The organism is Alkalihalobacillus phoenicis, from assembly GCF_047302405.1.
Taxonomy (GTDB): Bacteria; Bacillota; Bacilli; order Bacillales; family Bacillaceae_D; genus Alkalihalobacillus.
The window spans coordinates 191275-207355 of sequence record NZ_CP154853.1; the positions used below are offsets into that span (position 1 = coordinate 191275).

The 16081-nt window shown below is 38.1% G+C and carries 12 protein-coding genes and 1 riboswitch; all 12 genes read left to right on the top strand.

Annotation, left to right across the window (positions count from 1 at the left end; translation table 11 throughout):
* Window positions 1-187 precede the first annotated feature (187 nt).
* Window positions 188-2029: an IucA/IucC family protein gene (locus AA0017_RS00845; RefSeq protein ID WP_413378612.1), complete on the top strand. Its 1842-nt coding sequence runs from the start codon at window positions 188-190 to the stop codon at window positions 2027-2029.
* The gene (locus AA0017_RS00850) at window positions 2001-3743 is read left to right on the top strand and encodes an IucA/IucC family protein (RefSeq protein WP_413378614.1); all 1743 of its coding nucleotides are present in this window, start codon (window positions 2001-2003) and stop codon (window positions 3741-3743) included. The genes AA0017_RS00845 and AA0017_RS00850 overlap by 29 nt, the downstream gene beginning before the upstream one ends.
* Window positions 3744-3760: 17 nt before the next feature.
* The gene (locus AA0017_RS00855; protein ID WP_413378616.1) at window positions 3761-5002 is read left to right on the top strand and encodes an AMP-binding protein; all 1242 of its coding nucleotides are present in this window, start codon (window positions 3761-3763) and stop codon (window positions 5000-5002) included.
* On the top strand, window positions 4999-5271 hold the full coding sequence (locus AA0017_RS00860) for a phosphopantetheine-binding protein (protein ID WP_413378618.1): 273 nt from the start codon (window positions 4999-5001) through the stop codon (window positions 5269-5271). The genes AA0017_RS00855 and AA0017_RS00860 overlap by 4 nt, the downstream gene beginning before the upstream one ends.
* Before the next feature lies 1 nt (window position 5272).
* The gene (locus AA0017_RS00865; protein WP_413378620.1) at window positions 5273-6268 is read left to right on the top strand and encodes a DUF6005 family protein; all 996 of its coding nucleotides are present in this window, start codon (window positions 5273-5275) and stop codon (window positions 6266-6268) included.
* 18 nt (window positions 6269-6286) lie between these two features.
* Window positions 6287-7117 (top strand): sugar phosphate isomerase/epimerase family protein, encoded by an 831-nt coding sequence (locus AA0017_RS00870; RefSeq protein ID WP_413378622.1) that lies wholly within the window; start codon window positions 6287-6289, stop codon window positions 7115-7117.
* 290 nt (window positions 7118-7407) lie between these two features.
* Window positions 7408-8625, top strand: a complete 1218-nt coding sequence (locus AA0017_RS00875; protein ID WP_413376313.1) for an IS110 family transposase — start codon at window positions 7408-7410, stop codon at window positions 8623-8625.
* 1128 nt (window positions 8626-9753) lie between these two features.
* Window positions 9754-10227, top strand: coding sequence for a hypothetical protein (locus tag AA0017_RS00880; protein WP_413378624.1), 474 nt, complete (start codon window positions 9754-9756; stop codon window positions 10225-10227).
* A gap of 144 nt (window positions 10228-10371) precedes the next feature.
* Window positions 10372-10472, top strand: a riboswitch (TPP riboswitch).
* Window positions 10473-11319: 847 nt separating this feature from the next.
* On the top strand, window positions 11320-12597 hold the full coding sequence (locus AA0017_RS00885; RefSeq protein ID WP_413378626.1) for an acetylornithine deacetylase: 1278 nt from the start codon (window positions 11320-11322) through the stop codon (window positions 12595-12597).
* A gap of 214 nt (window positions 12598-12811) precedes the next feature.
* Complete coding sequence (locus AA0017_RS00890) at window positions 12812-13657, top strand: DUF72 domain-containing protein (RefSeq protein ID WP_413378628.1); 846 nt, start codon at window positions 12812-12814, stop codon at window positions 13655-13657.
* A gap of 39 nt (window positions 13658-13696) precedes the next feature.
* The gene (locus AA0017_RS00895) at window positions 13697-15064 is read left to right on the top strand and encodes a bifunctional metallophosphatase/5'-nucleotidase (protein WP_413378630.1); all 1368 of its coding nucleotides are present in this window, start codon (window positions 13697-13699) and stop codon (window positions 15062-15064) included.
* Between the two features lie 78 nt (window positions 15065-15142).
* A complete protein-coding gene (locus tag AA0017_RS00900) occupies window positions 15143-15448 on the top strand; it encodes a YunC family protein (RefSeq protein WP_413378631.1) in 306 nt (101 codons plus the stop codon).
* Window positions 15449-16081: the final 633 nt, after the last annotated feature.

A 16081-nucleotide genomic window follows, 5' to 3' on the forward strand; every position in this document is an offset into this window, starting at 1 on the left:
ACAAATATGGTTAGACTTTTCCTTTTTTTATATGAAACGATGTTCAACAAATAAAAGCATTCAATATATGTAAGGAGAATTAGAGCAATTATTTCTTTAGAGTCAAAAGAGAGTGCCTCTTTTTTTTAACGCATTTATTGAGAATGAATATCATTTACTGGGGGATTAGACCGAGAAAGGATGAGTCATGGTGAAGCAAGCGAACTTTATTGCAGAAAAGGCGTCTTTTCATGCATTTTTAAATGGCTATATAAGAGAAGTTGATCACGGAATATGGTATGGAAAGGAAGAGTTTATTAATAAGTTTTATCCTTCTTATTTTTTAAAAGGAGAAAATATACTAACCTTACACCTTCCAAAACAATCGATCGTATTAGCGATTGAAATAGAATATCGTTCAGAAGTTGGAAAGCATTTGTTTGGAACGGTATTGAGCTCACACGATAGCAATCAAGATTGGGAAGGGGAAGATTATCTTTCCGCTATCGTTTTACTGATTAGAGAACTTCATCTTCAGTCTAAAAACAATTTGATTCATCAAGAAGGTGCGGCACTAACCTACTTTGATGAATTACTCGTTCGATTTTTTGAAAGCTACAAGACGATGGCTGTATATCTTGATCATAGACTAGTTGAGCCATTGAATTCGAGATCCAAGAGGCCACAGTTTATTGAAACGGAACAGTCGCTCCTCTTTGGACATTGGTTTCATCCGACACCTAAGAGCAGGCAAGGGATGGCCAACTGGCAACATAATGATTATGCACCGGAATTAGCAGGACAATTTCAATTGCATTATTTCCGAGTCAAAAATGAATACATAAAACAGGAATCAGCTTTAGAAATCAAGGCTGTAGAGATGATTGATTCGAGTATTGAGCAAGGAGAGGTTTCGAATCATAGTGAGTTGAGCCTCATTCCTATGCATCCATTACAAACACAATGGCTTTTACAGCAAACATATGTGCAGGAGGCTATCAATAGAGGAATAATGGAGTATTTAGGGCCTTTAGGAGCAGCGTACACGGCAACTTCCTCGATGAGAACCGTTTATAACGCTAATCAAGATTGGATGCTTAAATTCTCAATTCCAGTCAAAATAACGAATTCATTGCGTGTAAACCGGTTAGCTGAGTTAAAGGCAGGGGTTGCAATGGCAAAGTTAAAAAGAGCTTTACCTTTTTTTCAGAACCATCCTACTTTTGAAATCATTGATGATTTAGCTTATTTAACGGTAAATCTACCGGGAAGAAAAGAAACAGGTTTTGAGACGATTATACGTGTAAATCCATTTAGAGGAGAGAAATCGAAAGGAATTAGTTCGATAGCTGCACTTGTTCAGGATCCAATGCCAGGCGAAAAGTCGTTATTGGTGAATCAAATTGAGGCACTTACTGAGAAGGAGATTTGCTCGGGTGAAGAAGTTAGTTTGAAATGGTTTAAGAAGTATTTGGAAAATGTAATGGTGCCTCTTATTTCTTTATTTGATGAACATGGAATTGCTCTTGAAGCACACCAGCAAAATAGTTTACTTGATTTAACAACCAATTATCCAGAACGGTACTATTATCGCGATAATCAAGGCTATTATTTATCAAAAGAGTATCAACAAGAACTTGTAGAAGAGCAATCAGGGTTGAAGTTTGCTTATGATTTATTTTATGAAGAAACGATGATTCATGAGAGGTTTACCTACTATTTATTTTTTAATCATCTGTTTTCCATTATTAACCGTTTTGGGATCGATCAGCTTATTTCTGAAAACGAGCTAATGAGTGTTTTGACGCAAAGAATGGAAGAGCTTGAACAGGAACTTAAAGGAGCTGGTCGTCGTTTTATTCATCATCTATTAAATCGCGAGAAGCTTCCATTTAAGGCAAACTTATTGACGAGGTTACTTGATGTTGACGAATTAGAAGCCGATTTTGAACAAGCTGTATATGCTAAATTTGATAATCCATTTCTACTTTATCGTGCGAATAAGAGAGAGGAGGACGAATATGCTGTTACCTCAAAAGGTCATGTCTAAAGCGGAATATCGTGTAAGAAGGCAGCTCATGGAAGCGATTATTTTTGAGAACTTGCTTTCTTATGAATATGAAATGATAGGAAATCCAGAAAGTAAATTGTTAAATTTCCTTGTTAAAGGCAGGTTCAATAGCTATCAGTGTCAAGGGAAGATAGGTGCATTTGGAAGGATCAGACTAGAGGAAATGTCCATCTATGCTAGTCATACAAATAGTCCGCCTCGTCCAGCGACAGTTCAGGAACTTGTTGAAGAATTAGCTGTAACGAAAGAGAAAAAGAAAGAGTTAATAAATGAATTAAAACAGACCGTTTATTTTACTGAGTGGAATGAGAAACATTTGTTCAAGCACATAAGAAGGAAGTTTGAGTATGAAGAACTAGAATCAGCGATTTTGGAAGGTCACCCTTATCATCCATGCTTTAAATCTCGGACCGGGTTTTCGATAACCGATCATGAAATTTACGGACCTGAAGCAGCCAATTCGTTTGAGTTAGTCTGGCTTGCCGTATTAAGGAGACAGACAAAAATGAAATTTCCAGGAAATGAGGATGAGTTTTGGAGAGAAGAATTAGGAGAGGAAAGTTTTAAGAAATTAGTAATTAAATTAGAAGAATTCGGGAAGTCACGTGCTGATTATACGTTTTTCCCTGTCCACCCATGGCAATGGGAGCAGAAAAAAGAGGATTTAAGAACAGAACTTGAGCGAGAAGAGATTGTCTTCCTTACATATGGAGATGAGCGTTATCAGGCAACGCAATCACTTCGAACACTTTTAAATACGACAAGCCGAAATAGAGCAAACCTAAAGTTTTCAATGAGTGTCGCCCATACATCCTCGCTTCGAACTTTAGCTACTCATTCCGTTTGTACCGCTCCGTATCTATCTGCATGGTTAACGGGTATTGTAGAGTCCGATCCATTTTTACGAAAAGAGAGTAAGCTTGTGCTTTTGCAAGAATATACGGGGATGGTACTGGAACATAAACAGTTACAAATGGATGATGGTGAACAAGCTGAACTAGCTGTAATTTGGCGAGAAAATGTAAGAACATATATGAAGCAAGGAGAAGAAGCTCTACCTTTTACGGCACTCATACAAATCGAGGCAGATGGAAAACCTTTTATTGATGAGTGGTTAAGTCGTTATGGGATAGAAAATTGGCTCGAGCGTCTTATTGAAGTAGCGATTATTCCAGTTTGGCATTTATTAATCAAACACGGTGTGGCATTAGAAGCCCATGCTCAAAATATGGTTTTATTACATGAAGAAGGATGGCCAACGCGACTCATTGTTCGTGACTTTCACGAGAGTGTGGAATATGTCAAAGAGTATTTAGCCAACCCAGAACGACTCCCTTCCTTTACGGTAATAAATGAGTGTTATCAAAACAGTCCAATCGATCAATATTTTTGGATGTCAAATGTAGAAGCATTAAGAGAATTAGTCATGGATACGTTGTTTGTCTTTAATTTTAGTGAACTATCACATCTAATGGAGAGCTACTATTCTTATGAAGAAAATTTGTTTTGGCATAAAGTGAAAGTAGCACTTACGAAACATTTAATTCTCTATCCCGATCTAGTGAAACGACATAAGCAGCTCCAAGCGGAAAGTCCTTTTATTTATGTAGAATCTTTATTAACAAAAAAAGTGAGCAATGATGATGCGACGGAATATGGTCATCGAGTGAAAAATACATTGACTGATTTTTAGAGAAAGGGTGACATTTAATGCTTTTTGTTAATGAGCAATTTTATTCAGTTGCCGATTTAGAAGCACTGCAAAATAAATGTGAACAATTGAATCTATTTGAAGATGGTGAGAAGAAACGCATCGCGGTTTGCTTAAATGATCCGTTTGAAATGTTAGCTCTTTTTTTCTATGTGAGAAAAAAAGGGAGTTCCATTACGCTCATTCACTCAAGTTCTCCAAAGGAGGCGGCCGTTAGAGCTGCTAACGAGACATCGAGTCATTTACTATTTTATCAATCGTTAGAAAATCCGATTGACTTAAATCGAGAAACAGATGAATCAATGGGTGTTCTCATCCAAATGAGTTCTGGAACGACGGGAAAACCAAAATGTATTGAAAGAACATGGGAAGAAATTGATACAGAAATAGAAAGTTATAATCAAGCACTGAGTGGACAAAAAGAAAAAACAACGATTATTATGTGCCCCATTACTCATTCCTATGGGTTAATAAGTGGAGTTCTTTCTTCTCTCAATCGAGGAATAACACCAGTTATTATAACGAATCAAAATCCAAAATATATGGTCAAAATGTTGAAGAAATATCCGGAGCACTTATTATATGCTTCGCCTGCTTTGTTACAAACGCTTTGTCATTTTGTTGAAAAGGATATGAAGTTAGATTGTGTGATGACTTCAGGAATGCTATTACCGAAAAAACTCTTTGTCCAATTAAAGAAAATCACGAATCAATTGTCTCAACAGTACGGATGTTCAGAAGCAGGGTGTGTTTTAATGAAGCATCAGTTAACAAGTCATGAGGAGATCGGATTCCCACTTAGTCACCTTGAGATCGAGACAGGAACAGATGAGACTGAGCCAAGTGAAATAGTCATTCACTTAGGAAATAAAACGATCTATACAAAGGATTTAGGATACTTTAATGCAACGGGAGGAATTTTTTATCTTGAGAGAATAGATGACATGATTAATGTAGCTGGTTTAAATGTCTATCCCCATCAAGTTGAAGAAGTGATATTAGAACATCCAAAAATAAAAGATATTGTAGTGTACAAAAAAACAGATTTATATGCTGGGGAAAGAGTATGTTGTCAATTCGTCTCCGATGAGGAAGGGCTAGATGTTCAAGAACTGAGAAAATGGTGCTTTCACCAATTGCCTAGTCATCAAATCCCAATTGAATGTAAGCAAGTAAATGCTATTGAGCGATTACCTAATGGGAAAATAAGTCGAAAAAAACTAGTGGAGGTATCGGGATGAATCGAGAAGCTATTACTCAATTGATTCATGAGTTCCTCGTTGAACAATTAAAATTAGCTGATCCTAGCATTTTACATAATGGTATGAGGTTAAATGAAGATTTGTGTGTGGATTCACTTATGTTGTTACAACTCATTTTGTTTTTGGAAGTAGAAGCGGGTTTCTCCATTCCAGATGAGATGGTTATCCCTAAAAATTTTCAAACGATTGGAAGCTTAGTTGAATTTTTAGATTCATTGCCACAAAACCAAGTCTCAAAGGAGTATTAATATGATAAAAGTCCACTGCTTTGTTAGTTGTGTCTGCGAAGTGATCAAAAAAAAAGAAGGAGTCGATCACCGTCCCTACTATTTTGGCGTGTGGGATGCAGATTTTGATGTAACAGAAGATCATATTTTAACTTATCATTCTCCTAACATTGACCATGATTTTTTTAAGGAATGGTATGAACGATTGTATGGAATTAAGATGTATCAATGGTATGACAAGAGTGAAACAAAAGAACAAAATATCATGCGATTGCTCCATTTAATCGAGAATAAACAGGAAGAACGATCGATAATGGTGATGCTTGATTTATCGGAATTACCTGAAAGAAAAAATAAATTTCATCAAAAACCTTTTCCGCATTATGTCATGATCGAACAAACCGAGGACGCAGATAAATGGTTGATGTTTGATCCGGATTTTCGTTGGGAAGGAGTTTTAGAAAAAGAGCGGATTCTTGAAGCCATTCGTGAACCTTCTGTAGAAGGAGGTTATTACTTCGATACCGATCATCTTCGTGTGCCAGATGATGAAGTTATTCAAGCTTACTTTAATACTTGCTTAAAGCTTAAAACCAATCCTTTAACAGACGCTATTGCAAATATTATTCATTGTTATTCAACAGGTGAAAAGAAAGAAAGTCGAAAGAGATTAACTGAAGCTCTCAAGCAAATCCCTGTGTTAGCGATAAGGAAATATGCGTATGAACATGCATTTGCTTATTTTTGGATTCATTTAGGGAAAGAGGAGGATGAGTTTGAAGCATGGTGCGATGAAATAGAACATCTTGTTAACGGGTTTACAACCTTACAATATCAAGCGATGCGTTATGCTCTGACGGGGAAGAGTCCAGATTTAACGCTGGTGTTGTCACAATTAAAGGCTCTTCATCAAAAAGAGTTTAAGATCAAGTTAGGGTTGCAGCAAGTTTATGATGAATGGTCTCAAAAAAAGGTTCGATCCGATAATGAACCAAATCAACAAGTACAACTGACATAGAATAAGGGAGGGATCGTTTTGAACGTCTCATTATGTACCATTTCGTTTCGCCATCAACTTCAATCATTAAATAATCTTGCACAATGGGCCAACGATCATCAGTTTCAAGGAATTGAGCTTTGGGGTGTCCATGCTAAAAATTTATTAGCCGAAGCTCCTACAAACATAGACATGTTAGAATCTTATGGTTTACCTATTACAATGGTGAGTGACTATGTACCTTTAATGGGAACGACTGAACAGCTGATGGACTCTGTTCAATTATTATCATTGACAGCAAAAGCATGGAAAACGAAAAAAGTTCGTATATTTGCAGGAAATAAATCAAGTTTGGACATGACTGAAACAGAAAAACAAATACTTGTTCAACGTTTAAGAGACATCACCGATTATTTCTATAAAAATAACCAGTTGTTACTTATCGAAACACATCCAAATACATTTGCCGATCGGCTAGAGTCGATTATTCGGTTAGTAAAGGAAGTAGCTCACCCAGGACTACGCTTGAATTTTGATGTCTTGCATATATGGGAAGCTGGTGTGGATCCACTCGAAGCTTTTTCGTTATTAAAAAATCATATTTCTCATTTTCATTTTAAAAATATTACTTCAAGAGAACAGTTACATGTTTTTCAACAGGATAATGTCTATTCTCCAGCAGGTACAAGGGAAGGAATGGTTCCTCTTTTTGAAGGAGCTATTCAATATGAACCTATTATTGAAAAGATATTAAATTCGCATTCAGATATAGATGCTTCATTAGAATGGTTTGGCCCCAATGTTCAGGAAGTGTTAAAAAAAGATCGCATGAAATTGAAGGAGCTAGAGAGAGCAAGTCAATATGTTTAAGACAAGTGCTCTTAAAATGACTAATCGGTATAAACATACTAAGATTAGTGGGTAAGATCATCGACGGATGATTTTACCCACTATTTTTCTTTTAGGAGTATAGTGAGAGGTGAAAGAAAGCTCGACCAAAGCCTCAGGGATTCAGAATCCGGAAATCAAACCGAGCTTCTTCACTTTCATTACTGAATCAGTTTTAAGTATGTTGGGGCCATTGAGCTCGTGTATAGGAAATGGGAATCGGAATGAATAAGTGAAGAACTTTCAACTTTCGTATGAAAAGAGGAGAAAACATGGAATTTGTAACTGCTTTAGATGTTTCAATGGGGAGAAGTTATGTCGTCATCTATCAAAATCAAACATGCATTTATGAACAAGAGATTGCCCATAATCTTAAAGGGTTTCAACAGCTGCTCCATCAAATTCAAAGCCTCCCTGGGAAGGTGACAGTGGTTTTCGAATCCACAGGTATTTACTCAAAGCCGGTTGAAACATTTTGCCAAAAGAATGCACTGCCTTATTGTCTCTTAAACCCCTTGGCAGCTAAAAAGCAACTCGAACAAAATACACTCAGAAGTTGGAAGACGGACAAGCACGATGCACATATGTTAGCTCAATCTCACACCCATCACAGAAGAGAAGAAAAGATCCATCCATCGGATGTCTATCAAAATCTGCGTGATTTCTCTCGCTTTTATCAAGAAATAGAGGAACAAATTAAACGTATGCGTATGTACTTACACAATGCCCTGCATATGAGTTTTCCAGAGCTTGAACAGTTCTTCTCAAATAGACTCACCCCATACGCGTTAACACTGATTGAACTGTTCCCTCACCCTGATCTTGTTTTAGGTTCCAGTATTACAAAGATTAAGGATCTTTTAGTGAATCACACGAAGAAAAAAATATCACAGGAACGAGCGAAACAAAAAGCCATAACCATTATGGAGTACGCACAATCATCGTATCCAGCTGTGCCGTCCAACAGTGTTCAAACTCAAAAAGTACAGTACTATGCACGTCAGCTACTTCACCTATTAGAAGAAAAAGAACACGTGTCCCGAGCGATGATTGCAGAAGCTAAAACCCTTCCTGAATTCGAACGGCTCATCAGCTTTCCTGGTATCGGTGAGATAAGTGCTGCCCTGCTCATGGGGGAACTAGGTGATGTATCCCGCTTCTCCACCCATAAACAAGTGAATGCCTTTGTTGGAATTGATATTCGAAGATATCAATCAGGTAAATATCATGGACAGGACCATATCAATAAACGCGGAAATCCCAAAGGGAGAAAGATTTTATATATAATTATCCGAAACATGATTCGCCAACAAAAGGCAGCTCCCAATCACATTGTCGATTACTATTACAAATTAAAAAAGCAACCTACCCCCAAGAAGGACAAGGTTGCCATTGTCGCTTGTATGAACAAGCTTATAAAGTGTATTCATTCCATGGTTAGAAATGATACAAAGTACGATTACTCGCACGCGGTCTCAACGGACCAATAAAAGTATTATATCACATGAACCTCATTTTAAATGAACTAGACTTGAGGTTTATTTCTTATGCCTAATCATACGTAGTCGTACTAGAAAATAAAATAAGTAGTATCCTCCTACGTTAGATTACCCAACAAAAAGTCTAATTTTATTCAGTTGATCAGCAAGTGCTTTTTAATTTCTGCAGGGCCCTCCGGGCCCTGCAGAAATTAATTACCTTAACCTACATGGATCAGAAACCCCTTGACTAAACGTAGGAAATGAGGCTGGGACAAAACCCTTCCCTAGTATGAAAATATATATATTGGAACAGAAGTCGAGGTGTTTTTCTCACCGTTCCCGAAAATCATGCTCCGCGTCCTGTGGGGTGCCGCCGAACTAACCGGCTAGGCCGGTGGATTTCGGCCCTGCCACTAGATCCCACGGGAGTCTCCGCATGTTTTCGTCCACTAAGATAGAGGGTTCATCATTTAATACTTGTGAACCTTCCCATCCTTTTTTGAAGATAACATAAGGAATTTCCAAATAAAAAAAGTTAGATGACCGTTATTTCTAGTCATCCAACTCTTTTAGGACTTTTTTTCCCTACCTTATTTTTATTTAGGTTTTACAAGTTGCTTGGAGCAAGTGCAGAAACCGTTTTACTCATTGACATCTATCACAGGAGGTCTGAAGGGGATAATGATGAATTTTTCTACTTTGACATGCTCAATAAAGAGGCCCATTCCGCATTTTGTTTAACCCCATTCTCACCTTTTACTGGGAAGAATTTCAAAAAAATTTGGATATTCATTTGATGATCCATTATGGCTTTAACTGTTTTTCCTTTATTCAAAACGGAACCAGCGCAATACCTGGAGACTCTCGACTCACCCGCGGAACGTGTAGGGTATGGAGCTGGCGGAGTATAGCTAACTAATGTAACCATATTTGATGAGTAGACCGTTTTTCAGTGGTTTTACTAATTACGAGGTGGTTCCTGATTCATCCGCGTTCAGTAAACAGATAAAGCCCACTCCTAATGACCTATACCATTCGAATTATTGTTAAATTGGATCATGTGGATTATTATGTAAGATGTTGTGTTTTCAAATTTTAGGAAAAACATTTAATTTTATGAAGAATGGGGATAGTTGAGTGAGCAAAAAGGTAATATCAGTCTTAGCGGGGCTGATTGTATTAGTGGCTTCCGGGATTTATTATTATAATTATTCGAGTAAACAAGATTTAATTATCGCTTATATTGATGAATCAGATCGGGTTACAAGTGACTATGTATCACTAATGATCGAAGAAGCGATGATTGAAGATTATGAAGAACTTTATACATATACGGAAGAAGAGACTTTACCGAAATTGAATCAATTAATGGGACAATTAGAGCGTATTTCCGAAGAATATGATCATGCGAAAATATTAGAAGTTCATGAAATTTTGATCGATTCTTTTAATAAAGCGATCGAAGGCAATCAACTTTGGTTAGCAGAGGACTTCATTCAATCCGATCGATTGTTTGTTAAATCTGAAGAATTATATATTCAATATGAAGATGACTTAGAAAAACTGGCGAATAAATGGAATGTGGAAATCATTTGGGAAGAAAGTGAATAATTTGTTTTAAGAGATAACCATTTGGAATCCTCCACCTGCTGTATTTCCTACGTAATCCACTGAATAAGCTTTTCTATTTCCTTTGAATGAACTATTTATTGTATTCATGCTTTTCATTTGTTAAAGTTTTAGTATAATTGAATATTTTGAAGCTAGGGGTGCTTTTAAGCTGAGAGAGACTGCTGTCTTAACCCTTTTAACCTGCACTAGGTAATGCTAGCGAAGGGAAGTGGATTGATGGGGTTATTCTGTCTATTTTTAATTCAACCATTTCTTTAGGGAAGTGGTTTTTTGTTATTTACTCAACTTTCGCATCGAGAAAATCCGTTCAACGAGTTGGCAGAGCGAAAGGGAAGCTCTTAAACAAATGCCCTTGACACGTTTAAAAAGCGAGAACGTACTATCACACAAAACGGATAAACTGCGCATCAAGAAAAAATATACAATGTACAATGCGCTTCGGCTGTCGCTCCCAAACAGACACTCCGCGTCCTGCCGGAACCTCATGAGCCTCCTCAGCGTTTCACGCTTGCGGGGTCTCATTGGACGGTTTATTCCGGCGGGAGTCTCCGTGTCTGTTTGTCCGCTAGATAATGGAATCGAATCTAGGTTCGGTTTTCTCATTGAATAAAAAAACAGTCATGACTTCAAAGGACATTAGCTTGAGAATGATTTTTTCTCCTTCCATGACTAATTCCGTTACAGTTGTAAACCAATCAGTGTTGATACTCTGTACATTAGCTAGATGATCGAGCTTGTTTCGATAAAAATAGGTGGCAACTCCCTATTTAGTTCCATAACCAACAAAGGGAAGAAGAAGGTCCTTCTGCGTTAGAAACAGCCGAAGCGCTTCATTTTAGTGAACAGATTCCTTCAACAGCCTACGAAGAGATGTGTTCAGACTGTCAACGATTGAACCGTTCATGTAAAGTCAATTTGAGTAATGTATCGCCCTAAAGTCAAACTCTATCAACGGTTAAGGGTCAATCATACGCTGCGAAAGTTGAGTTATTAATTAAGACCTTTTGAAGCAATTTTCTCTAATGTAATAAAAGAGCGGATAAAAAAATATTTAGAAGATAGGATGATTAGATGAAGTCGAACTTGATGGAATTGTTAGCATTAGTGGATTCACGTCAGGATGAATTGGTTGATTTGTTGGCACAGTTAATCCGTTATAAAACACCAGCACCACCTGCCCGAAATACGGACGAGGTGCAGCAGTTTATTGCTGATTTTTTAGATAAAAAAGGTTTTATGATCGATAAATGGGATGTGTACCCTGGTGATCCGAATGTCGTTGGGGTTTTAAAAGGAAAACAAGCAGAGGACTACCAGAGTTTGATTATAAATGGACATGTGGATGTCGCAGAGGTAAGTGAAACAGAAGAATGGGAGGTAGACCCGTTTACTCCAGTTGTAAAGGATGGAGTCGTCATTGGACGAGGTGCAGCAGATATGAAGGGTGGACTGGTTGGTGCTTTGTTTGCCATTCAACTATTGCACGAAGCGGGAATTGAGCTACCTGGTGACCTAATATTTCAGTCTGTCATCGGGGAAGAGGTAGGAGAAGCGGGCACTTTAGAATGCTGCAAACGAGGGTATAAAGCTGATTTTGCCTTAGTTGTTGATACGAGTAATTTGCATATTCAAGGACAAGGTGGTGTTATAACTGGTTGGATAACTGTTAAAAGCAAGCAGACTCATCATGATGCTACTAGGAAAAATATGATTCATGCGGGTGGGAAATTATTTGGGGCCAGTGCAATTGAGAAGATGATGAAGATTATCCAAGGCTTGCAGGATTTAGAGAGACATTGGTCTGTAATGAAAAGTTATCCTGGTTATGATCCTGGTACGAATACAATTAATCCTGCTGTGATTGAAGGAGGAAGGCATGCTGCTTTTATTGCGGATGAATGTCGCCTGTGGGTTACGGTCCATTTTTATCCGAATGAAACGCATGAACAAGTCGCAAAAGAAATTGAAGAACATATTAAGCTTGTGGCGAAAGCCGATCCGTGGTTAAGAGAAAATCCTCCGACGTTTGAATGGGGTGGTTCCTCGATGATTGTAGACCGTGGTGAGATTTTTCCATCATTGGAGGTTGATTCGGATCATAAGGCGGTTAAGACATTGAGCTCATGCCACGAATCTACTTTATATGAACAACCAGTTGTAGGTGTATCCCCAACGGTTACAGATGGAGGCTGGTTTGGTGATGCAGGAATACCAGCAGCGATTTATGGACCGGGGGAGCTTAAACATGCCCATTCTATTAATGAACAAGTATCTATACAACAATTAGTCGACTATACAAAAGTTGTGTTGCGCTTTATGTTTGAATGGTGCCATACAAAAAAAGAGTGAATAAGAAATAAAAAAGCAGTGCATTTCATTTAGAAAAATCACACTGCTATTTTGTGTGACTTGGATTGCATTTTTATAGGTTATCTGATCGAAATTTGGTATATTGTAAGGAAGGAATTTTTGTGAGGATTTCAAGTAAGTCAGCTTAACGAAATCGCCTCGTAAGAGTAATAATCGGGAAGTTTGTTTGACATAGATTGAGGTGAAGAGATCATTGATTTATATTGGGTTAGCAGGTTGGGGTGATCATAATAGCTTATATCAAGGTTTAAGTAGCAGTGCTTCTAAATTAGAGGCCTACGCTGGTTTTTTCCCAATCATTGAATTAGACTCTTCTTTTTACGCGGTCCAACCTTTAAAAAATATGGAAAAGTGGGTACGAGAAACTCCGAGCAATTTTCAATTTGTTGTCAAGACATTTCAGGGAATGACCGGTCATCAGAAAGGGATTGCCCCTTTTGAAACAAAAAAAGAAATGTTTTTGGCCTTTCGTGAGTCTCTTATGCCGATGGTGGAAGCAAATAAATTAGCGATGGTTTTATGTCAATTCCCACCTTGGTTTGATTGTAAAAAAGACCATGTTTTATGGGTGAGATATATAAAAGAGCAATTAAATGGCTTACCAGTCGCGTTAGAATTTCGTCATCAATCATGGTTCTCTGGCAGATATCGTGAGCGAACATTACAGTTTATGCGAGAAGAAGGCTGGATACATAGTATTTGTGATGAACCTCAAGCTGGAGCCGGTTCTATTCCGACTGTTCTTCAGGCTACGGATGAGAATAAAACCTTATTTCGTTTTCATGGCCGCAATGTTCATGGGTGGAATGACCCTGGAAATGGACGTTGGAAAGATGTTCGTTATTTGTATCGTTATAATGATGAGGAGTTAACAGAGTGGGCTCAATCATTAGTCAATTTTCAAAACCAAAGTAAAAATCTATATATTATCTTTAATAATAATTCTGGTGGAGATGCAGCAGACAATGCCAAACAATTAATTGAAAAGCTAGACATTACCTACCACGGATTGGCCCCAAGGCAGATGGATTTATTTTAACCTCTTTTTTGTATGGGGAGTGAAAGGAGGGAGGACCCCTTGACTACAGAGAAACTAACGATTTTTCATGTGAATGATTTACATAGTTGTTTTACAAACTGGCCACATATTGTTGGGTATGTGAATCAGCATCGTGATGAGTCTACTTTATTTTTAGATTTAGGCGATCATGCCGACCGCAGCCAGCTTATCACGGAAGCAACCGAAGGAAAAGGCAATGTTGAATTGCTCAATCAAGCGAAAATAGATTATGCGACGATAGGAAATAATGAAGGGGTTACATTTTCAAAGCCGCAACTGGACAGGCTTTATGAACAGGCAACATTTCCTGTGTTAGTTGGGAATCTATTTGAGAAAGATGGTAGTCTTCCTAAATGGGCACAACCATATGCCATTCACACTTTTGAAAACGGGGTTCGAATTGGATTAATAGGGTGGACGGCGGCTTTTACTGGCCTCTATTCACAACTAGGTTGGAAAAATGAAGATTCTCTTGAACCATTAAAAGAAATTGTCCAGCAATTAAAAAAGGAAACCGATATTGTGATCTTAATGTCACATTTAGGGCTTTTTACAGATGAAGAGATTGCAGCACAAATGGATGGGATTGATTTTATTTTTGGCTCTCACACTCATCACGTTTTAGCAAAAGGGAAATGGGTTGCTGGAACATTAATCACTCAAGCAGGTAAGCACGGTCATTATTTTGGGCAGCTTGAAGTGGAGTATGATCTAGAGAAAGGAAAAATTTTCCGAGCTGAAGAGAAAATGGTAGCCGCCATCGATTGTGAACCTTCTCAAGAAACACGGGTATTGATTGAGCAGTTAGAGGCCGAAGCCTTTCAAAAATTAAATCAGCGTGTTGCCACTATTCCACATGATTTACTGGTTTCTTGGCAAGACAACACCGAAGTGATTCAAATGCTTTGTGACGCATTGGCAAAATGGTGTAAAGAAGAGATGGCAATGTTAAATGCTGGCGTGTTGCTTGAATCGATTCGGCAAGGTGAAATTACGAAAGGGGATATACATAGAATCTGTCCACACCCCATTAATCCTTGTGTCGTTGAATTAACTGGATCACAATTAAAAGCAACTATTGAACGAGCTTTTACAAACGAAATTCGCTATTTAGAACTAAAAGGCTTTGGGTTTAGGGGCAAGATTTTAGGGAGAATGATTTTTACTGGAATTTCCATTTCTTTATCAGAGAGTGAGCAAGTCAGTGGGATTGAGGTTCTAGGGGAACCCCTTCAGTTGGAAGAGACTTATCGATTGGCAACATTAGATATGTATACATTTGGTCATCTTTTTCCTGATATTTTTCAAGCGCCGAATAAAGAGTATTTTATGCCAGAATTTTTACGTGATATTTTAGCTTGGAAGCTTGGGCAAGAATGGGCATAAACTTATTCACGGTCATCTATCGATCCTCATAAAGTAGTATTGAAAGAGTGATTGTACATGAGGATGGAGGGACGAACGATGCTTGAAATGAATCCAATTACAGTCGAAGGGGAAACTTTTCTTGCGATTACGTTAAAACTGCCGAAAACTAATTTTATGGCGATTACGAATGAAATCGGCTATATAATGTGTGGAGCTTTAGATGTGGCATTATTAAATGAGAAATTAAAAGATAGAAAAATTGTCGCAGCAAGAGCAGTTGGTGTTAGAACGATTGAGCAACTGTTAGAAGCACCACTCGAATCGGTCACATTGGAGGCGGAAGAGCTCGGCATTCATGTAGGAATGAAGGGTAAAGACGCCCTATTAAAAATGAAGTACTAATTTTTCAAAATGGATTGTCTCAAAAGTGATTCAGACTTTGATGGACAATCCGTTTTTTTTTGCTCTTATAACTCAACTTTCGCAGCGTATAATTGACCCTTAACCTTTGATAGAGATTGACTTTAGGGAGATACAATACTCAAATTGACTTTATATAAACGGTTCAATCGTCGACAGTCTGAACACATCTCTTCGTAGGCTGTTGAAGGAAACTGTTCACTAAATGAAGCGCTTCGGCTGTCGCTCCCAAACAGACACTCCGCGTCCTGCAGGAACCTCATGAGCCTCCTCAGCACGCTTGCGGGGTCTCATTGGACGGTTTATTCCTGCGGGAGTCTCCGTGTCTGTTTGTCCGCTAGATAATGGAATCGAATCTAGGTTCGGTTTTCTCATTGAATAAAAAAACAGTCATGACTTCAACGTACATTAGCCAAATCAGTGTTGATGCTCTGTACGTTAGCTAGATGATCGAGCTGGTTTCAATTTAAATCATGCCTTTTCATTACTGCAGACTTAGGAAAAAAATAGGTGGCAACTCCCTATTTCGTTCCATAACCAACAAAGGGAAGAAGTAGGTCCTTCTGCGTTAGAAATAGCTGAGTTGGAAAGATCCATATCATCAAGCCTCTCCAC

Bases quoted from the DNA above. Each gene is read 5' to 3' on its own strand.
- AA0017_RS00845 (WP_413378612.1), top strand. From the start codon at position 188: ATGGTGAAGCAAGCGAACTTTATTGCAGAAAAGGCGTCTTTTCATGCA.
- AA0017_RS00850 (WP_413378614.1), top strand. From the start codon at position 2,001: ATGCTGTTACCTCAAAAGGTCATGTCTAAAGCGGAATATCGTGTAAGA.
- AA0017_RS00855 (WP_413378616.1), top strand. From the start codon at position 3,761: ATGCTTTTTGTTAATGAGCAATTTTATTCAGTTGCCGATTTAGAAGCA.
- AA0017_RS00860 (WP_413378618.1), top strand. From the start codon at position 4,999: ATGAATCGAGAAGCTATTACTCAATTGATTCATGAGTTCCTCGTTGAA.
- AA0017_RS00865 (WP_413378620.1), top strand. From the start codon at position 5,273: ATGATAAAAGTCCACTGCTTTGTTAGTTGTGTCTGCGAAGTGATCAAA.
- AA0017_RS00875 (WP_413376313.1), top strand. From the start codon at position 7,408: ATGGAATTTGTAACTGCTTTAGATGTTTCAATGGGGAGAAGTTATGTC.
- AA0017_RS00885 (WP_413378626.1), top strand. From the start codon at position 11,320: ATGAAGTCGAACTTGATGGAATTGTTAGCATTAGTGGATTCACGTCAG.
- AA0017_RS00900 (WP_413378631.1), top strand. From the start codon at position 15,143: ATGCTTGAAATGAATCCAATTACAGTCGAAGGGGAAACTTTTCTTGCG.